The organism is Paraburkholderia strydomiana, from assembly GCF_031456815.1.
In the GTDB taxonomy this organism is placed as follows: Bacteria; Pseudomonadota; Gammaproteobacteria; order Burkholderiales; family Burkholderiaceae; genus Paraburkholderia; species Paraburkholderia caledonica.
The window spans coordinates 46,898-66,586 of the sequence record NZ_JAVDVL010000002.1; the positions used below are offsets into that span (position 1 = coordinate 46,898).

At 62.8% G+C, this 19,689-nt stretch carries 19 protein-coding genes; 13 read left to right on the forward strand and 6 right to left on the reverse strand.

Going from position 1 to position 19,689, the window contains the following annotated elements:
• The first annotated feature begins 57 nt into the window (after window positions 1-57).
• Entirely contained in the window at window positions 58-693 is a 636-nt protein-coding gene (locus tag J2W46_RS05785; protein ID WP_131320516.1) for a carbonic anhydrase, read from the forward strand.
• Window positions 694-769: 76 nt separating this feature from the next.
• Window positions 770-2,347, forward strand: a complete 1,578-nt coding sequence (locus J2W46_RS05790; protein ID WP_087754084.1) for a SulP family inorganic anion transporter — start codon at window positions 770-772, stop codon at window positions 2,345-2,347.
• A 120-nt stretch (window positions 2,348-2,467) separates the two neighbouring features.
• Here J2W46_RS05790 and J2W46_RS05795 read toward each other — a convergent pair whose 3' ends face one another.
• The 6 genes from J2W46_RS05795 to J2W46_RS05820 form a co-directional block, all read right to left on the reverse strand.
• Window positions 2,468-4,015: a 2-isopropylmalate synthase gene (locus tag J2W46_RS05795; RefSeq protein ID WP_087754085.1), complete on the reverse strand. Its 1,548-nt coding sequence runs from the start codon at window positions 4,013-4,015 to the stop codon at window positions 2,468-2,470.
• A 468-nt stretch (window positions 4,016-4,483) separates the two neighbouring features.
• Window positions 4,484-5,353 carry a CDP-diacylglycerol--serine O-phosphatidyltransferase gene (gene pssA, locus J2W46_RS05800; RefSeq protein ID WP_204522156.1) on the reverse strand — a complete coding sequence of 290 codons (870 nt, stop codon included), beginning with the start codon at window positions 5,351-5,353 and terminating at the stop codon, window positions 4,484-4,486.
• 24 nt (window positions 5,354-5,377) lie between these two features.
• Window positions 5,378-6,016 (reverse strand): phosphatidylserine decarboxylase, encoded by a 639-nt coding sequence (locus J2W46_RS05805; RefSeq protein ID WP_020069572.1) that lies wholly within the window; start codon window positions 6,014-6,016, stop codon window positions 5,378-5,380.
• 134 nt (window positions 6,017-6,150) lie between these two features.
• A complete protein-coding gene (gene ilvC, locus J2W46_RS05810) occupies window positions 6,151-7,167 on the reverse strand; it encodes a ketol-acid reductoisomerase (protein WP_020069571.1) in 1,017 nt (338 codons plus the stop codon).
• Between the two features lie 112 nt (window positions 7,168-7,279).
• On the reverse strand, window positions 7,280-7,771 hold the full coding sequence (gene ilvN / locus J2W46_RS05815; protein WP_020069570.1) for an acetolactate synthase small subunit: 492 nt from the start codon (window positions 7,769-7,771) through the stop codon (window positions 7,280-7,282).
• A gap of 111 nt (window positions 7,772-7,882) precedes the next feature.
• Window positions 7,883-9,646 carry an acetolactate synthase 3 catalytic subunit gene (locus J2W46_RS05820; protein WP_020069569.1) on the reverse strand — a complete coding sequence of 588 codons (1,764 nt, stop codon included), beginning with the start codon at window positions 9,644-9,646 and terminating at the stop codon, window positions 7,883-7,885.
• A gap of 355 nt (window positions 9,647-10,001) precedes the next feature.
• Here J2W46_RS05820 and J2W46_RS05825 point away from each other — a divergent pair, with 355 nt between their 5' ends.
• The 11 genes from J2W46_RS05825 to J2W46_RS05875 all read left to right on the forward strand — a co-directional run bounded on the left by J2W46_RS05825 (window position 10,002) and on the right by J2W46_RS05875 (window position 19,633).
• Entirely contained in the window at window positions 10,002-10,565 is a 564-nt protein-coding gene (locus J2W46_RS05825; RefSeq protein ID WP_020069568.1) for an RNA polymerase sigma factor, read from the forward strand.
• A complete protein-coding gene (locus tag J2W46_RS05830) occupies window positions 10,562-10,990 on the forward strand; it encodes a DUF3619 family protein (RefSeq protein WP_020069567.1) in 429 nt (142 codons plus the stop codon). The genes J2W46_RS05825 and J2W46_RS05830 overlap by 4 nt, the downstream gene beginning before the upstream one ends.
• Before the next feature lie 16 nt (window positions 10,991-11,006).
• Entirely contained in the window at window positions 11,007-11,765 is a 759-nt protein-coding gene (locus J2W46_RS05835; RefSeq protein WP_310352144.1) for a DUF3106 domain-containing protein, read from the forward strand.
• A gap of 70 nt (window positions 11,766-11,835) precedes the next feature.
• Window positions 11,836-12,336, forward strand: coding sequence for an RDD family protein (locus J2W46_RS05840; RefSeq protein ID WP_088173645.1), 501 nt, complete (start codon window positions 11,836-11,838; stop codon window positions 12,334-12,336).
• 164 nt (window positions 12,337-12,500) lie between these two features.
• Complete coding sequence (locus J2W46_RS05845) at window positions 12,501-13,442, forward strand: UDP-2,3-diacylglucosamine diphosphatase (protein ID WP_020069564.1); 942 nt, start codon at window positions 12,501-12,503, stop codon at window positions 13,440-13,442.
• A 43-nt stretch (window positions 13,443-13,485) separates the two neighbouring features.
• Complete coding sequence (locus J2W46_RS05850) at window positions 13,486-14,517, forward strand: glycosyltransferase family 4 protein (protein ID WP_310352148.1); 1,032 nt, start codon at window positions 13,486-13,488, stop codon at window positions 14,515-14,517.
• Window positions 14,518-14,537: 20 nt separating this feature from the next.
• A complete protein-coding gene (locus J2W46_RS05855) occupies window positions 14,538-15,185 on the forward strand; it encodes a diacylglycerol kinase (RefSeq protein ID WP_310352150.1) in 648 nt (215 codons plus the stop codon).
• A gap of 235 nt (window positions 15,186-15,420) precedes the next feature.
• Complete coding sequence (locus J2W46_RS05860) at window positions 15,421-16,134, forward strand: TetR/AcrR family transcriptional regulator (protein WP_310352152.1); 714 nt, start codon at window positions 15,421-15,423, stop codon at window positions 16,132-16,134.
• Window positions 16,135-16,145: 11 nt separating this feature from the next.
• Window positions 16,146-16,730, forward strand: coding sequence for an LOG family protein (locus J2W46_RS05865; RefSeq protein WP_310352154.1), 585 nt, complete (start codon window positions 16,146-16,148; stop codon window positions 16,728-16,730).
• Window positions 16,731-16,797: 67 nt separating this feature from the next.
• Window positions 16,798-17,544, forward strand: coding sequence for an SDR family oxidoreductase (locus J2W46_RS05870; protein ID WP_020069559.1), 747 nt, complete (start codon window positions 16,798-16,800; stop codon window positions 17,542-17,544).
• Between the two features lie 265 nt (window positions 17,545-17,809).
• Complete coding sequence (locus J2W46_RS05875) at window positions 17,810-19,633, forward strand: ArnT family glycosyltransferase (protein ID WP_310352157.1); 1,824 nt, start codon at window positions 17,810-17,812, stop codon at window positions 19,631-19,633.
• Window positions 19,634-19,689: the final 56 nt, after the last annotated feature.

Here is a 19,689-nt window from a genome sequence, read left to right on the forward strand (position 1 = left end):
CACGGCACAGCCGTGATTGCTGCATCGGACGATGCGCCCTTTATGGAGCCGCTATCGATGAATCGTCCCAAACGCCTTCTCGTCGCCAACGTCGCATGGGCGCACGAAACCGCCGAGCGCAACCCCGAGTTTTTCCGCGATCTGGTACGCGGACAGAATCCGCACGTACTGTGGATCGGCTGCTCCGATAGCCGTGTGCCGGCCGAAACCATCACGCACTGCGAGCCTGGCGACCTGTTCGTACACCGCAATATCGCCAACCTGTTCCGTCCCGACGACGACAACTCCGCGAGCGTCCTCGAATACGCGGTGCGCGTGCTCAAGGTCGGCCATGTGATCGTCTGCGGCCATTATGGTTGCGGTGGCGTGCGTGCCTCGTTGTTGCCGCCCGACCCGAGCCTGCCGCACGTAAATCGCCGTATCGCGCCGCTCTGTTCACTCGCGAGAATTCATCGCGATGAACTCGACGCACACGCAAGCGAGCGCGAGCGCGTCGACCGCCTCGCCGAACTCAACGTGCTCGAACAGGTCAGCCAGCTTCGTGCGAATCCGATCGTGCGCGACGCCGAGACTGCGCCGCTCGTGCACGGCTGGATCTTTGCGCTCGAAGACGGGCGCATCAAGGTGCTCGCGTCCGGCTACGAAGCCGACGATGCAATGACCTGCGAGACCGCCGCTCATAGCGCCGCCTGATACGCGGCATCGTTCAGGGCCTATCCGGTTCAGCCTTCGCCTGCGATCAGGCATTACTCATTCCAGCACCGACACCATGAACCTTCGAGCTTTCTTTTCGACATTTCAGCGCGACGTGCTTGCGGGCACTGTCGTTTTCCTCGTGGCTCTGCCGCTGTGCCTTGGCATCGCCAATGCGTCGGGCGTCGAGCCGTTTGCCGGACTCGTGTCGGGCATCGTCGGCGGCCTCGTGGTCGCGGTTCTCAGCGGCTCGCGCCTGAGCGTCAGCGGACCGGCGGCGGGTCTCGTCGTGATTGTCGTCGACGGAATCGCGCAGCTTGGAAGCTTCTCGGCGTTCCTCGCGGCCGTGCTGCTGTCCGGCGCGATCCAGTTCGGCTTCGGTATGCTCAAGGCGGGCCGTTTCGCCGCCTATGTGCCGTCGCCGGTCATCAAAGGCATGCTGGCCGCGATCGGCGTCCTGCTGATCGTCAAACAGTTTCCGCTTGCGCTCGGGCTGGTCGCCGGACAAGCGGCAAGCGACGCGCCCGCCGCCGCGCAAGCCGGCACGATAGTCGCGCCGTTCGGCTCGGTGTCGCTCGTGGCCTGCGTGATCACGCTGCTGTCTCTGGCGATCCTGATCGGCTGGGAAACTCGCCCGATGCGCCGCTTCGCGCTGGTGCGCATCGTCCCAGCGCCGCTCGCGGTGGTCTTGCTGGGTATCGGCGCTACGCTGCTGCTGCACGTGCTCGCGCCGTCGCTCGCGCCGCCCGCCGAACATCGCGTTGCGTTACCGTCGCTGGAATCGTTCGCGGCGTTGAGCGTCGCGCTCGAGTGGGCCGACTTCGGGCCGCATTTCGCGCAACTCGCGAACCCGGACGTGTGGCGCGTTGCGATCACCCTGGCGATCGTCGCAAGTCTCGAAACCTTGCTGAGCCTCGAAGCGGTCGAGCAGATCGATCCCGAACGCCGCCCCGCGCCGCCCGATCGTGAACTGAAGGCCCAAGGCGTCGGCAATCTGATTGCGGGCGCGATAGGCGGCCTGCCGATTACGGCGGTGATCGTGCGCAGTTCTGCGAACGTGCATGCAGGCGCACAAAGCCGTCTGTCGGCGATCATTCACGGCGTGCTGCTGCTAGTCAGCGTGTTTGCGTTGACGAGCGTCATCAACCTGATTCCGCTCGCCTGTCTTGCAGCGATTCTGATCTTCACGGGACTCAAGCTCGCCAAGCCGTCGCTGTTCGTCGCGGTCGCGAAGCAGGGGTTTGCGCCGTTCGCGCCGTTCATCGTCACGCTCGTCGGCGTGCTCGCGACCGATCTGCTGATCGGCATCGTGCTCGGCATTCTGTGCAGCGTGATGCTTGCGCTGTATGCGAATCTGCGCAGTCCGATCGTGCTTGCACAACATGGCGATCATTACCTGCTGTCGTTTCGCAAAGACGTGTCGTTTCTCGGCAAGGTGCCGCTCAAGCACTACCTGCAGCAGATTCCCGACGGCGCGACACTGATAGTCGATGCGACACGCGCCGATTTCGTCGACCACGATGTGCGTGAACTGCTCGATACCTTTGTCGAGGATGCGCCGCGCCGCGGCATTGCAGTCGAAGTGCGGCATCAGGCGCGAGGCCAGGCACGCGCGGCGCGCGGCTGGTCGATGCGACGTACGGCGACCGAGTAACGTGGGGAGACTGCGGCAAACGAGCGAGACCTGCACGCCGCAATAAAAAATGCCCCGCGCCACTTAAGGCGCGGGGCATCGTTTTCTAGCGACGGCAGCGCGTGAGCCGCTGCCGCGAACTTATTCGGAACGCTGCGGATTCACTTTGTCGACGTTCGAATAGAGCTTGTTGAGCGCAGAGATATAAGCCTTCGCGGAAGCCGCGACGATATCCGGATCGGTGCCCACGCCGTTGACGATGCGTCCGCTCTTCGAAAGCCGCACGGTCACTTCGCCCTGCGCCTGAGTGCCGGTGGTGATTGCGTTCACCGAGTAAAGCAGCAACTCCGAGCCGCTGCCGACTTCAGTTTCGATTGCGTTGAGCGTGGCATCCACGGGACCGTTGCCGCGCGCCTCGCCGGTGATTTCCTTGCCGTCCATCGCGAATACGATCTTTGCATGCGGTTGTTCGCCGGTCTCGGAATGCTGCGAGAGCGACAGGAACTTGTAGTGCTCTTTTTGCTGCGCCTCAGCCGATTCTTCGGTGACGATCGCAATGATGTCCTCGTCGAAAATCTCCGCCTTGCGATCGGCTAGTTCCTTGAAGCGGGCAAACGCCGTGTTCAGTTCGGCCTCGCTGTCGAGCGCGATGCCCAGTTCCTGCAGACGCTGCTTGAACGCATTGCGCCCCGACAACTTGCCGAGCACGATCTTGTTCGCGCTCCAGCCCACGTCTTCCGCGCGCATGATCTCGTAAGTGTCGCGCGCCTTCAGCACGCCATCCTGGTGAATGCCCGACGCGTGCGCGAATGCGTTCGCGCCCACCACCGCCTTATTCGGCTGTACGACAAAACCGGTGATTTGCGATACGAGCTTCGAAGCCGGGACGATTTGCGTCGTATCGAGACCGAGTTCGAGGCCGAAATAGTCTTTGCGAGTCTTCACGGCCATCACGATTTCTTCGAGCGACGTATTGCCCGCACGCTCGCCGAGACCGTTGATCGTGCACTCGACCTGGCGTGCGCCGCCAATCTGCACGCCGGCCAGCGAATTCGCCACGGCCATCCCGAGATCGTTATGGCAATGCACGGAGAACACCGCCTTGTGCGAGTTCGGAATGCGCTCGCGCAGCGTCTTCACGAGGTTGCCGTAGAGTTCGGGCACGCCGTAACCAACGGTGTCCGCGATGTTGATGGTGGTCGCGCCTTCTGCGATCACCGCCTCCAGCACGCGGCACAGGAAGTCCATGTCCGAGCGGCTGCCGTCTTCCGGCGAGAACTCGACGTCGTCGGTGAATTTGCGGGCGAAACGAACAGCCAGCTTCGCCTGCTCGAACACCTGGTCCGGCGTCATGCGCAGCTTCTTTTCCATGTGCAGCGGCGACGTGGCGATAAACGTGTGAATGCGGAAACGCTCAGCGGGCTTGAGCGCGTCGGCGGCACGCTGGATATCTTTGTCGTTCGCCCGGGCGAGCGAGCACACCGTGCTCTCTTTAATCAGACCCGCGATTGTCTGGATCGAGTCGAAATCGCCATTGGAACTTGCCGCGAAGCCTGCTTCAATCACGTCGACTTTCATCCGTTCGAGTTGCTTCGCGATACGGATTTTTTCTTCTTTCGTCATCGACGCGCCAGGCGATTGTTCGCCGTCACGCAGCGTAGTGTCGAAAATGATCAGTTTGTCGGACATGTCGAGTCTCCTGCGGAGTCGTTCAATTGTGGGAATCGGATAGTGGAATGTGGATGCCGCCGCCGTGAGCGCCGCAAGCAACGCTCGACCATGGATGAAGCGCAACGGGCACCAGCCGGGTCAGTGCGACGGTCAGCGCAATCGATGCGCCGGCTTGCCGAGGTTCGCGGCGCGGCTCGATCGTGGCTCTTGGTGGCTCTTGATGATTCGTGGCGGCTCGATCGTGGCTCGTAGCGCCGCCCCGTCCCTGCCGCATTTACTGCGACTGGAAAGCCAACGCGGACGCAGTCATCCAACGACTATAGCGGCATTCCCTTCGCCGTGCAATTGACGTCAAACCTCCGTGCAGCGCGCGTTGGAGCGAGATTGAGAGCGGCGTCCGGAAATGAAAACGGCGACCCAAAGGTCGCCGTTTCGATATTTCGCAAGCTCTCAGACCGCACGTGCATAGCGTGCATGCACACCGGACTACCTGTCGTGCGCGACCGAACGAGCAGGATTTGCTCTGCCGCGGATCGCCTGGTAGCCCCAGAACACATAGCCGGACAGACCGTACAACACGAACAGGCCGAACAGCATCAGAGGCGGATCCGACGACACCAGCACGAATGCCACCACCACCAGCAGAATCACGCCGAACGGCACGCGATGCCGCACGTCGAGCGCCTTGCCGCTATAGAACGGGGCGTTGGACACCATCGTCACGCCCGCGTAGATGGTCAGCACAAAAGCGACCCACGGCAGCCAGACGAGCTTGAGCGGCACGCGGTTGTCGGTGGCAAGCCACACGAAGCCCGCGATGAGCGCTGCGGCCGCCGGGCTCGGCATGCCCTGGAAGAAACGCTTGTCGACCACGCCGATGTTGGTATTGAAGCGCGCAAGCCGCAACGCCGCGCCCGAACAGTAGACGAATGCCGCAAGCCAGCCCCACCGGCCCAGGTCTTTGAGGATCCACTCATACATGACGAGAGCCGGCGCAACGCCGAACGACACCATGTCGGACAGACTGTCGAACTGCTCGCCGAATGCACTTTGTGTATGCGTCATACGGGCGACGCGGCCGTCCATGCCGTCGAGCACCATGGCCACGAAAATCGCGATTGCCGCGACTTCGAAACGCACGTTCATTGCCTGGACGACTGCAAAGAAGCCGCAGAAGAGCGCCGCCGTGGTGAACGCGTTCGGCAGCAGATAGATGCCGCGCTTTCTCAGGAATTGCTGACGCTGCGCGCGGCGACTCTCCACCACTGGCGAATCCGTAACGAGCGGCTTGTTGCGGCGAAACGGACGCGGTAACGGTCCACTGGTGCGCGGTCGGCGCGGTTTGAATGCGGCCATTCGGACAATCTCCTTTGTGCCGCTTTACAGTTCAGCGAGGATCGTGGACGACGCCGACACCTTCTCGCCGATAGACACACGCGGACGGCTACCCACAGGCAGGTACACATCGACGCGCGAACCGAAGCGGATAAAGCCATAGCGCTGGCCGCGCGAAAGCGGCTCGCCAGCACGTACATAGCAAAGAATGCGCCGCGCGATCAGACCGGCGATCTGCACCGACGTAACCGTTTGCCCGCCGGCCATTTCGATCACGATTGCATTGCGTTCGTTTTCGAGCGAAGCCTTCTCCACTGCGGCATTCAGATAAGCGCCAGGGAAATATTCGACCTTCGAGATCGCACCGTCGACAGGCGAGCGCTGCGAATGGACATTGAACACGTTCATGAAGACGCTGATTTTCAGCGCTTCACGATTGGCGTACGGATCATGCGCGGTTTCCACTGCGACGATGCGGCCGTCGGCCGGGCATAGCACGGCATTCGCCTGAGTCGGAATCGGGCGCGCCGGATCGCGGAAGAACTGCACGATAAAGATCAGGATCAGCCAGAACAGCCACGCAAAGCCGAATCCCGCGAAGGCGTGAACCAGTAATGCAACGACGGCCGCGATGGCGATGAACGGCCAGCCTTCTCGCGCGATAATCGGATGTGGGTAATTCATGGGTGGCTTCAGTATTTTTGTAAAACCGTAGGATAGCAAAAGCCGCCCGGGGTTCAGCACCCTCGGGCGGCTTTTTGCATTACCGGCGCATGCGGCGGTGCGCCGCGCCGGTATAAGGCGATAAAACGGACTTCTTAGTTCTTCGACTGGTCGACCAGCTTGTTCTTCGCGATCCACGGCATCATGGCGCGAAGCTTCGAGCCGACCTGCTCGATCTGGTGCTCGGCTGTCAGACGGCGGCGCGATTGCAGCGTCGGTGCGCCTGCCTTGTTCTCGATGATGAAGCTCTTTGCGTACTCGCCCGTCTGAATGTCGGTCAGCACGGCCTTCATCGCCTTCTTCGTTTCAGCCGTCACGATGCGCGGACCCGTCACGTACTCGCCGTATTCGGCGTTGTTCGAGATCGAGTAGTTCATGTTCGCGATGCCGCCTTCGTAGATCAGGTCGACGATCAGCTTCAGTTCGTGCAGGCATTCGAAGTACGCCATTTCCGGCGCATAGCCGGCTTCAACCAGCGTTTCGAAACCGGCCTTGATGAGGTCGACGGTACCGCCGCACAGCACGGCCTGTTCGCCGAACAGGTCGGTTTCGGTTTCTTCGCGGAAGTTCGTTTCGATGATGCCCGCACGGCCGCCGCCGTTCGCTGCCGCGTACGACAGAGCGATGTCACGTGCCGCGCCCGACTTGTCCTGCGCGACAGCGATCAGGTGGGGCACGCCGCCGCCTTGCGTGTAGGTGCCGCGAACCGTGTGGCCGGGCGCCTTGGGCGCGATCATGATCACGTCCAGATCCGCACGCGGGATCACCTGACCGTAGTGAACGTTGAAGCCGTGCGCGAATGCGAGTGCCGCGCCTTGCTTGGCGTTGCCGTGCACTTCCTTGGCATAGACTTCGGCGATCTGCTCGTCCGGCAGCAGCATCATGACGACATCCGCGCCCTTCACGGCTTCCGCCACTTCCTTGACCTGCAGGCCGGCGTTCTCAGCCTTGCTCCACGATGCGCCGCCCTTGCGCAGACCGACCGTGATGTTCACGCCGCTTTCCTTCAGGTTCAGCGCGTGCGCATGGCCTTGCGAGCCATAGCCGATGATGGTGACCTGCTTGCCCTTGATGAGGGAGAGATCGGCGTCCTTGTCGTAGAAAACTTTCATGTCGGTTCCTTGGCTAAATTCGGATGATTCAGAGAGATTCAGATACTGCGAATGTTGTGTTGCAAGGCCGGATGGTGATGAACGCCACCCGGCCGGATCGAAGCGGTGCGGGTCACACCTTCAGAATGCGCTCGCCGCGCCCAATGCCCGAACTGCCCGTGCGGACCGTTTCGAGAATCGCTGTGGCGTCGAGCCCTTCGATGAAGGCGTCGAGCTTGTCGGCTGCGCCCGTCAGTTCGATCGTGTAGGTCTTTTCGGTGACGTCGATGATGCGGCCGCGGAAAATATCCGACATCCGCTTCATCTCCTCACGTTCCTTGCCGACCGCCCTCACCTTGATCAGCATCAGCTCGCGCTCGATGTGGGCGCCCTCGGTAAGGTCGACCACTTTCACCACCTCGATCAGGCGGTTCAGATGCTTCGTGATCTGTTCGATCACGTCGTCCGAGCCAATGGAGACGATGGTCATGCGCGACAGCGAACGGTCTTCGGTCGGAGCCACCGTCAAGGTTTCGATGTTGTAGCCGCGTGCCGAGAAGAGACCCACCACGCGTGACAACGCGCCCGGTTCGTTTTCCAGCAGGACGGAAATAATGTGTCTCATGTTTCGCTTCTTCCAGATGTTTGTCGATGTACGCGAGCGGCTTCGCGCCGCTCCGTCCGCGCTCGCCCTTCGTGAAGGCGTGCGCGACGAAGCCGGCGTCAGAAACGGTCGTTATAGATCTTCCGAACCCATGAGCATCTCGGTGATGCCCTTGCCGGCCTGTACCATTGGCCAGACGTTTTCGGTGGGATCGGTCTGGAAGTCGAGAAACACCGTGCGGTCTTTCAGGCGCAGCGCTTCCTTGAGCGCCGGCTCGACGTCGGCCGTGCGCTCGATGCGCATGCCGACGTGGCCGTACGCTTCGGCGAGCTTCACGAAATCCGGCAAGGCGTCCATATACGAATGCGAATAGCGCTTGCTGTATTCGATCTGCTGCCACTGGCGCACCATGCCCAGATAGCGGTTGTTCAGCGAAATGATCTTCACAGGCGTCTCGTACTGCTTGCAGGTCGAGAGTTCCTGGATACACATCTGGATCGAGCCTTCGCCTGTGATGCACAGCACGTCGTCGTCCGGGTGCGCCATCTTTACGCCCATCGCCGCGGGCAGGCCGAAGCCCATCGTGCCGAGGCCGCCCGAATTGATCCAGCGGCGCGGCTTGTTGAAGCGATAGAACTGCGCAGCCCACATCTGATGCTGGCCGACGTCGGAACAGACGAACGCATTGCCGTCGGTCAATTCCCACGCCTTTTCCACCACGTACTGCGGCTTGATGACGTCGCTCTTGCGGTCGAACTTCAGGCAGTCTTTCGCGCGCCAGGCTTCGATGTCCTTCCACCAGTCGGCGAGCGCCGCGGTGTCCGGGCCATGCTCGGCCGTTTGCAACTGTTCGATCAGTTCCTTCAACACTTCCTTCACGTCACCGACGATCGGAATGTCGACCTTGACGCGCTTGGAAATGGAAGACGGATCGATGTCGATATGAATGATCTTGCGCGGACGCGACGCGAAGTGCGCCGGGTCGCCGATCACGCGGTCGTCGAAGCGCGCGCCGATTGCGATCAGCACGTCGCAGTGCTGCATCGCCATGTTGGCTTCGTACGTGCCATGCATGCCGAGCATGCCGAGAAATTTTTTGTCGCTCGCGCGGTAGCCGCCCAGACCCATCAGCGTATTCGTGATGGGGTAGCCGAGCAGATCCGCGAACTGGTTCAGCTCGCGCGATGCATCGGCTAGGATGATGCCGCCGCCGGTGTAGATGTACGGGCGCTTCGCCGACAGCAGCAGCGAAACCGCCTTGCGGATCTGACCGGAGTGGCCCTTCGTGACGGGGTTATACGAGCGCAGCGAAACCGTCTTGATCGGCTCGTACTGGCAAGGCGCCTTCGACACGTCTTTCGGAATGTCGATCAGCACCGGGCCGGGCCGGCCGGTACGGGCAATGTAGAACGCTTTCTTGACGGTCGCGGCGAGATCGCGCACGTCTTTCACGAGAAAGTTGTGCTTCACGCAGGGACGCGTGATGCCGACCGTATCGCACTCCTGGAACGCGTCCTGACCGATCGCGGCAGTCGGCACCTGGCCGCTGATCACGACCATCGGGATCGAATCCATGTAGGCGGTGGCGATACCGGTCACCGCATTGGTGACGCCGGGGCCGGAGGTCACGAGGCACACACCGACCTTGCCGGTGGAACGCGAATAAGCGTCGGCGGCGTGAACCGCGGCCTGCTCGTGACGCACGAGGATGTGCTGAAACTTGTCCTGCTTGTACAGCTCGTCGTAAATGTAGAGTACCGAGCCGCCGGGATAGCCCCAAACAAATTCGACGTCTTCGTCGGCCAGTGCCTTCATGAGCACGGTGGCGCCGATAGAGTCAGCTTCGTGTTGTGGAGTGGTATCCGACGTGGAGAATTCCGCGCTGGGCATATTCATTCAATTCACCTTTCGAATTTTCGGCAAAAAATTGATCGGGTGCTCTCTGCCGGGCTTGTGGCTCGGGTTCAAGCGGCGCGTCCAGTTGACAGGTGAGCTTCTTGGGCCACACCTCAATGAGACAAGTCACTTATGTTGCGAACCAGCGACGATAGCGGCAGACGCCCGCGCGGTCAAGCAAATATTGCCCGAACCCCCGTCCCCGGCGCGCTCTTCTGACCGGCGACCAACGTCATGACGATGTCGACCGGTCCAGCTTTCGCCCCTGCTTTCGCAAAAGTTTGTTAGCATCCGCGAGTTTTACGACATTTTTCGACCGATTACGCGCACGCTCGCTGCGCCGACCCCCAAACGGATGGCATCAGACAAGGAACTCGCCGACTTTCTGGCGGGCGTCGAAAGGCGCGCATTCAAGCAGACGGTCTACGCCGTGCGGGACGACGACGCCTCGCTGGATATCGTGCAGGACGCGATGATCAAGCTCGCCGAAAAATACGGCGACCGTCCGGCGGCCGAGCTTCCGCTGCTGTTTCAGCGTATTCTGCAGAATGCGATGCACGACCATTTCCGTCGTGCGAAAGTACGCAATACGTGGGTCAGTCTCTTCTCGTCGCTAGGCAATGCCGACGACGACGAATTCGATCCGCTGGAAACGTTCGAGGCCCAGCAGGGCTCGGCGGGCGCCGAGAGCAACGAACAGAAGCTCGAACGCGAACAGGTCTTGCAGATGATCGACGACGAGATCCGAAAGTTACCGGCACGTCAACGGGAGGCGTTTCTCATGCGTTATTGGGAAGATATGGATGTCGCCGAGACTGCCGCCGCAATGGGCTGCTCCGAAGGCAGTGTGAAGACGCACTGCTCGCGGGCCACCCACACGCTGGCGCAAGCGCTCAAGGCCAAAGGAATCACGCTATGAGCTCCCAAGAAACAAAAGAACTCGAGTTCGCGCGCCAGGTGCGCCGCGCGCTCGACGAAAACGCCGCCAGCATTCCGCCCGCCACCGTCGATCGACTCGCCGCGGCGCGCCGCGCCGCGCTCGCCCGCAAGAAGCCCGAAACCGTGAGCGCGCCGGTGTTCGCGCCCGCTCTCGCCGGAGCGGGTATGCCGGGCGGTATGTCGCATGGCGAACTGCCACAACGCCGCCGTTCGCCGCTGCGCCGCTTCGCTCTCGCGTGGCCGCTCGCTGCGCTCGTCGTGAGCCTCGTCGGCATTGCCTACTGGGAAGACCAGCAGCGCACGGCTGAACTCGCCGATATCGATGCCGCCATGTTAAGCGACGACCTGCCGCTCAATGCCTATCTCGACCACGGTTTCAACGCGTATCTTTCGCGCGCCCACTGAGCGGGAGAGTGTTCGGGTGAGCTACAAGCGCGGTCTTGCCGTTGTTTTCGGATGTGCGATTGCGGCTCTTGTGTCGTTTGCCGCGACGTATCCGCGCTTTTACCCGAGCCCTTCCTCCGCCGGCGCGCCCGCCGCGACCGGTAACGGCGCGGCGCGCCCGCCCGCGCCCGCACTCGGCGTCGAATTGCCTAGCCTGCCCGGCAGCAAAAGTCCACTGGCGTGGTCGCGGCTGAGCGCCGCGGAGCATGTGGCGCTGGCGCCATTCGAGGCGCAGTGGGATTCGTTCAGCGACGAACGCAAACGAAAATGGCTGAAGATCGCATCGCGTTACCCAAAGTTGTCACCCGATGCACAAAAACGCCTGCATGAACGGATGACCGAATGGGTGCGCATGACGCCCGATCAGCGCCGCGTCGCACGTGAAAACTACCAGGTTTCGAAGCAATTGCCCCGTGAAGCGCGCCAGAACGCGTGGAAGGCCTATCAGGAATTGCCGGAAGAACTGAAGCAGCGGCTTGCCGCGAGCGAGCACAAGCGGCGTCCGAGCGTGGTCAGCGCGCCGCCGTCGGGCCGCAGCGAGATCAAGGGGCTCGACCGGCTTGTCAATGCGCGCGAGCGTGCCGCGAGCGGCACGTCTTCGGCGAGCGCGGCGGCCGCCGTGTCATTACCGAGCCCGGCTTCGCTGCCGGGTATCCCGGCCGCCGGCAGCTTCGTGCCGGCCACGCCGCTGCCGGTCTCCCCGGCGGAAGCGCCGTCGATTTTCAACGGTTCGTGAGCCGCTCCTGCCCGTGTCAGAACCGCGCGTGACTTCCAGATCCAGTTCGAACTCCAACGCGAGTCCGTCTCTGGCCAAGCCGCCCGGTTCAACGGACACCCCGCCGACCGTGCGTCGCCGTCTCGCCGCGCTGCTTTACGAAGCGCTGCTGCTGTTCGGCGTCGTTTTCGTCGCCGGTTATCTGTTCAGCACGCTCACGCAGCAGCGCAACGGACTCACGCACCACAATCTGCTGGCGGCGTGGATCGGCCTCGTCGTCGGTCTGTATTTCGTGTGGTTCTGGACCCACAGCGGCCAGACCCTGCCGATGAAAACCTGGCGTCTGCGCGTGGTCGCGGCCAGCGGCGCGCCGCTCTCCGCGTGGCGGGCGATTGCACGCTACGTGCTCGCCTGGCTGTGGTTTCTGCCGCCGCTCGCATTGCATCCGCTGCTCGGCCTGCGCTTGCCCCAAACCCTCGTGATCGCCGCTATCTGGTTCGTGTTGTGGGCGGCCACCGGCCGCTTCGGCGCCAGCCGTCAGTTTCTGCATGACCGTCTTGCTGGAACGCGCGTCGTCGACGTCGCGCGCTGAGCGGCTCGACCCAACTCCCCACGTTCTCCCGCAGTCCTCGCTCGTCCTTCTCGCCTTTCTTTGCCCCTCCCCGCCCGCCGCAGTAATAAGAACTTCTCATGACTGTCACGGCACAGTCACGCGCCGTAGGCCCAATACAGGCACCGCAACTCGACGCGTGAGCCATGGACTCCAAAACGTCCGCGACTTCCCTGTTCCGCCAGACTGGCCCGAGCGTCGACTCCGTCGCGTTCCGCCCTGAATCCACCCATAGCCACGGCTTGCCGCTTCCCGTCGCACCGCTGCCGCTCGACACACACGCGCCCCAGCACGACGACGAGCACGCAGAGCCACAGCGTTACCGCACGATCTGGCTGTCGGACATCCACCTCGGATCGAGCGGCTGCCAGGCGCCTTATCTGCTCGATTTCCTGCGCTACAACGAGTCGGAGTATCTGTATCTCGTCGGCGACATCATCGACGGCTGGCAGTTGAAAAAAGGCTGGTACTGGCCGCAGGCCCACAACGACGTCGTGCAGAAAGTGCTGCGCAAGGCGCGTAAAGGCACGCAGGTGGTCTATGTGCCCGGCAATCACGACGAAGCGGCGCGCCAGTTCTGCGACCTCGCGTTCGGCGACATCCATGTGCGCGGCGAAGCCTTCCACACGACGCTCGCCGGCAAGCGCCTGTGGATCGTGCACGGCGATCTGTTCGACGGCGTGATCCAGCACGCGAAGTGGCTCGCCTACCTCGGCGACACGCTCTACACGATGATCCTGATCCTGAACCGCTGGTTCAACCGGATCCGCAGCCGGCTCGGCTTTCCGTACTGGTCGCTTTCGCAATACCTGAAGCATCAGGTCAAGAACGCGGTGAACTTCATCTCGTCGTTCGAACGCGTGATGACCGACGAAGCCCGCCGCCGCGGCTGCGACGGCGTGGTCTGCGGGCACATCCACAAGGCCGAGATACGCGACATCGACGGCGTGCTGTACTGCAATGACGGCGACTGGGTCGAAAGCCTGTCGGCGCTCGTCGAGACGTACGAAGGCGAACTCAAGGTGATCTACTGGACCGTGATGCGAGCCCCGGAAGCGGGCGTGCAAAAGGCCCGGGCGACGGCGTAATCCCTCTCAACCTCTGCTGGCTCGAATCGAGGAAAACCAATCGATGAAGATCATGATCGTCACCGACGCATGGGAACCGCAGGTCAACGGCGTCGTGCGCACGCTGAAGAACACCACGCGCGAGCTGACCGAGCTCGGCCACAACGTCGACTTGCTGACGCCGCTCGAATTCCGGACGATTCCCTGCCCGACGTATCCCGAGATTCGCCTGTCGCTGCTGCCGCGCCGCAAGCTGCGCCAGCGTATCGACGAATTTGCGCCCGACGCGCTGCACATCGCGACAGAAGGCCCGCTCGGCATGGCCGCGCGCGCTTACGCGATCCAGCACAAGCTACCGTTCACGACCGCCTATCACACGCGCTTTCCCGAATATGTGCAGGCGCGTTTCGGCATTCCGCTCGCCGCGACTTACAAGTTCTTGCACTGGTTTCATAAGCCGTCGCTTGCCGTGATGGCGCCGACGCCGGTCGTCAAAAGCGACCTCGAAAAATACGGCTTTACGAATGTCGTGTTGTGGACGCGCGGCGTCGATCTCGAGATTTTTCACCCGATGGATTCGAAGGTACTCAATACCGCCCGGCCGATCTTTCTGTACGTGGGCCGCGTGGCCGTCGAGAAAAACGTCGAGGCATTCCTGAAGCTCGATCTGCCCGGCTCGAAATGGGTTGCAGGCGAAGGGCCCGCGCTGGCCGAGCTGAAATCGCGCTATCCGACCGCCAACTATCTGGGCGTGCTGACACAGGCTGAACTCGCCCGGGTCTATGCTGCAGCAGACGTGTTCGTCTTTCCGAGCCGCACGGACACGTTCGGACTCGTGCTGCTCGAGGCGCTCGCCTGCGGCACGCCGGTCGCCGCCTATCCGGTTACCGGCCCGATCGACGTCCTCGGCAACGGCGGCGCCGGCGCGATGAACGAAGACCTGCGCGACGCGTGTCTGGAAGCGCTCAAGATCGACCGCGCGCACGCACGCGCGTGGGCCGAGCGCTTTTCGTGGGCGGCGGCCTCCGAGCAGTTCGCTGCGCATCTGAAGCCGTTGCCGCGCGCGTCGTATCGCGAGGAGAGCGCGGCCGCGTGACGCGGCGCGCCTGGCTGCCCATGCGAAGCAGATACTCTCCCGCAAGCCGCGCGTCCGTGAACGGCGCGCTGCGCGCCGTTCACGCCCCCAACGAGCACGACACCGCGGGCGTCGAGCCGTTCGACGACGTCAGCGAATCCACCGTGCCGGATCGAATCGACGGGCATCGCCGGAACAGCCAAAGCGCGGAGCGTGCCCACCGCAGCACATCCGCGAACAGCGACACCCAGCACGAACCGCTCGGTCCCGACGACCCGCTCGCGCCTCTGCCCTTCAATCCATACAAAGGCAACCGCGGCCTGACCCGCGCCTGGCACGCGATGAAAAACTCGCTCGCGGGCTTTCGTGTCGCTATCCGCGAGGAGAGCGCGTTTCGCCAGGAGCTGACACTTGCTGCGATTCTGCTTCCGTGCGGCGTGCTGGTCCCGGTCGAACCGGTATCGCGCGTGTTGCTGCTTGGCTCAGTGCTGCTGGTGCTGATCGTCGAGTTGCTGAATTCGAGCGTGGAAGCGGCGATTGACCGTATTTCGCTGGAACGGCACGAACTGTCGCGCCGCGCGAAAGACCTGGGCAGCGCGGCGGTGATGGTTGCGCTCGGCATGTGCCTGATGACGTGGGTGCTGATCGTGGGTCCGCTCGCCGTGCACTGGGTGAAGGCGTGGTTTTGACGCCACCGCAACGACAACCCAACGGCGCCAGGCGGCGCGAGCGAAGCGATAAAAAACGCAGCTTGCAGACGACCTGCGTCCGCCGCAAAAATGAAAACCCTCGGTATCCGTTTGATATTAGAACGCTCGGTTTATAATCGTCCGGCAGTCTCAAAATAGCAACCGCGTCCGGGTGGAATACGCAGCAGCGGCACACCGCCGCGCGTCCGACCCGGCGTAACCAAGGCCGGACGACATGGAAGCCAAACCTCCCCGCCGCACGCGCGAACGGATACTCGAACTGTCGTTGAAACTGTTCAACGAAATCGGCGAGCCGAACGTCACGACGACGACTATCGCCGAGGAAATGGAGATCAGTCCAGGCAACCTGTACTACCACTTCCGCAACAAAGACGACATCATCAACAGCATCTTCAGCCAGTTCGAGCAGGAGATCGAAAAGCGTCTGCGTTTTCCCGACGACCACCGTGCGACCATCGACGAAATGTGGTCGTATCTGCAATACATGGTCGATTTCACATGGCGCTACCGTTTCCTGTATCGCGATCTGAACGATCTGCTCGCGCGCAACCGCACGCTCGAAACGCACTTCAAGCAGATCATCAGTCACAAGGTGCGTTTTGCCAGCCAGTTCTGCGGTCAACTCGTGGCTGACGGCGAGATGGTCGCCACGCCGGACGAACTGCAAGTGATCGCGACCAACATCGGCGTGATCGCAACGTATTGGCTGTCGTATCAGTTCGTGATGAACCCGCGCAAATACAACGAGCAGGAAGCGATTCGCGCGGAACTCCACCAGGTGAGCGTACAGATCGTGTCGTTGATGGCGCCTTATCTGCGCGGCCGCTCGCGGCAGATTTTCGACGACCTGGTGTCGGGCAAGCTGCCCAAGCGCGAGTTCTACGACTATCTGCCGCCGAAAGAAGGCGCCGCGCCTCGCAACGAATAGGACGTTTCTCCATGAAGTCGGTGTGTGTGTATTGCGGCTCCGCGAACGGGGCCAAACCGTTGTATGCAGAAGCGGCGCGCGCGTTCGGCCGCTCGCTGGTTGAAGCCGATCTCGCGCTGGTGTACGGCGGGGGCAAGGTTGGCCTGATGGGCGTGATCGCCGACACGGTCATGGCCGAAGGCGGCCGCGCGATCGGCGTGATTCCCGAGTTGCTCGTCAATAAGGAAGTGGGCCATAACGGGCTGACCGAACTGCACGTGGTGCCCGACATGCATCATCGCAAGAAGATGATGGCCGATCTGTCCGATGCGTTCGTCGCGATGCCGGGCGGCGCGGGCACGCTGGAGGAGCTCTTCGAGGTCTACACCTGGGCGCAGCTCGGCTATCACCAGAAACCGGTGGCACTGCTCAATATCGACGGCTTTTACGATCCATTGATCAATCTCTTGCAGCACACTGTCGACGAAGGCTTCATGCGCAAAGCGTATCTCGACATCCTGCAGATCGACGCCGATCCCGGCGCATTGATCGGCAAGCTGCAACGCTATCAACCGCCCGCCGCCGACAAGTGGGCGATCAACCGCGACGCCGTCTGACTTCGTCCGCGATTGAAAGGCCGCCGCGTTTGCCTGGCGCCCACTCTCCCTGCACGTTGAGGTTGCGATGACGCAAACCGTTCTGATCACCGGCGGCAGCCGCGGTATAGGCCGCGCGACGGCGCGCTTGCTGGGCGCGCGCGGCTGGTCCGTCGTCGTGAATTACACGCAGAATCTGGCCGCCGCGCAGGAGACCGTCGCCGAAGTCGAGCGGGCCGGCGGGCGCGCATTGCCGGTTGCCGGCGACGTCGCAAACGAAGCCGACGTGATTGCGATGTTCGACCAAACGGAGCAGACCTTTGGCCGGCTCGATGCGCTCGTCAACAACGCGGGCATCGTTGCACCGTCGATGCAACTCGCCGACATGGATCTGGCGCGCCTCACGCGTATCTTCGACGTCAATGTGCTGGGCGCGTATCTATGCGCGCGCGAAGCCGCGCGGCGCATGTCGACGGATCGCGGCGGTGCGGGCGGCGTGATCGTCAATGTGTCGTCGGCGGCGGCGCGGCTGGGTTCGCCTAACGAATACGTCGACTATGCAGGCGCGAAAGGCGCGGTCGACACCATGACGCTCGGGCTCGCGAAGGAACTCGGCCCACGAGGCGTGCGTGTGAACGCGGTACGGCCGGGTCTCATCGACACTGAAATCCACGCGAGCGGCGGCAAGCCGGATCGCGCCGCGCAACTGGGTTCGACAACCCCGCTCGGCCGTCCCGGCCGCGCCGACGAAGTTGCAGAAACCATCGTCTGGCTGCTGAGCGACGCCGCGTCGTATGTGACTGGCGCTCTCATCGACGTTGCGGGCGGCCGCTAGGCGCCCTTCTTCTTCACCGTCGATTCACGCGGCGGCCGATGTCACGCCGCGCCTCCTTCCTGTTCCCGTTCGCAGCCCATCACGCATAGGCATTGCCCCGACACGTTCAACCGCTGCGTCTGTGCGCCGCCGCCCGTGTAATCGTTCGTAAGAATAGGAGATTACAATCGCGGCCGATCGCGCGCCATGCCCGCGACGCCGAATAAAGAACCGGTACGCGCGCCTGAGTTGCCGCTTGCCGCTTGCCGCGATAAGAGATCGTCTTATGCAAGAAAAGCCAGTCGCACCATCTCCGGCCGCCGGCTCGCGAGCCGCCGATCGCGCGCCTTACCTCGATCGTTGGCGTGCGCTCAGCAACGTGCGCCCGCTGCTTTGGCTCGTGGCGATGGCGATCGTCTGCGCGTGGCTTTTGCCGGGCACCTTGGGCCACGATCCCTGGAAACAGGACGAGACTTACACATTCGGCATCGTCCAGCACATGCTCGACACCGGCGATATCGTAGTGCCGACCAACGCGGGCCAGCCGTTCGTCGAAAAACCGCCTGTGTACGACTGGGTGGCCGCCGGCCTCGCATGGATGTTCGGCCGCTACATGCCACTGCATGACGCGGCGCGTCTCGCGAGCGCGCTGTTCGCCGGGCTGACCGTGTACTACACGGCCCGTGTCGCGCGCCGCGCCGTGGATGCCTCGAACTGGCGCGACTTGCGCGTGGTCAGCACGCTGGCGTTGTTTGGCGGCACCCTCGTCGTCGTCAAACACGTGCACGACATGATGACCGACGTCGCGCTGATGGCCGGTGCGGCGATCGGATTCTGCGGGCTGTTCGAACTCGTGCTCGCGCATCTTCGTTATGACGGAGAACGAAACAACGACGCCGCGCAGCGTCGCCACGCGATACTAAGCGGCGCCGCGATGTTCGGCGCAGGTGTCGGCCTGTCGTTTCTCGCGAAAGGCCTGTTCGTGCCACTCGTGTTCGCCGCGACGGTCTGCGCGGTGCTCGTGCTTTATCCGGCCTGCCGCAGCCGCAGCTTCGCCGGTGCGCTCGGCGTGGCCGCGCTGGTGTGCGCGCCGTTCGCACTGATCTGGCCGCCCTGCTTCTATCTACGGTCTGAAGCGCTCTTCAAGGTCTGGCTGTGGGATAACAACGTCGGCCGCTTTTTTGGTTTTTCGGTGGCCGAACTTGGCTCGGAAAGCGAGAACCGGCTATTCGTGCTGCGCACCGTGCTGACCGTCGGTTTTCCCGTCGTGCCGCTGGCAGTGGCCGCGCTCGCGGGCGGCGCATGGCGGCGCTGGCGCGACCCGCGCGTCGCGTTGCCGGCGATTTTCGCGGGCACTGGTTTCGCCGTGCTGCAAAGCTCCGCGACGATTCGCGAACTCTACATTCTGCCTTTCATTGCGCCGCTGGCGTTGCTCGCGATGCAAGGCGCCGAGCGGTTGCCGCAGCGTTTCCATACGGCGTGGGACATGACGAGCCGCGTGTTGTTCGGCAGCACGGCAGCGCTCGCCTGGATTGTCTGGTCCATCGCGAGCAGCCCGATGAACACGCATGCATCGCTGCACCGGCTCGGCCGATGGCTGCCGCTCGACTTCGTCTTACCCGTCCGCCCCGGGCTGATCGCCGCCGCGCTATTGATGACTATCGGCTGGCTGTGGCTGCTGCCCGCGTTCAAATACACGGGCAAGTGGCGCGGCCCGCTCAGCTGGTGCGCGGGCGCTGTCGTCGCGTGGGGCTTGGTGAGCACGCTGCTGCTGCCCTGGCTCGATTACGCGAAGAGCTACCGCTCGGTGTTCGAAAACCTCGGCGAGGCGTTGAACGTGGAATGGAATGACGGCGATTGTATGGCGAGCATCGGGTTAGGCGAGTCAGAAGCGCCGATGCTCGAATATTTTGCGGGCATCGAGCATCAGCCGACCGTCGACGCCCGCACGACCGGGTGTACGTGGCTGATTGTCGGAGGCCGGCGGGACAACCCGTCCACACCGGCTGGCGACTGGCGTCTCTTCTGGTCGGGCGCGCGTCCGGGCGATACCGACGAGTTGTTGCGCGTCTTCGTGCGCACCCCGGCTGTCGGTGCAGGGACGCGATAACGCGAGAATCGTGCGTTGATAGAGCGGCGGGCGCCTAAAGAGGAATCCGGGCAATG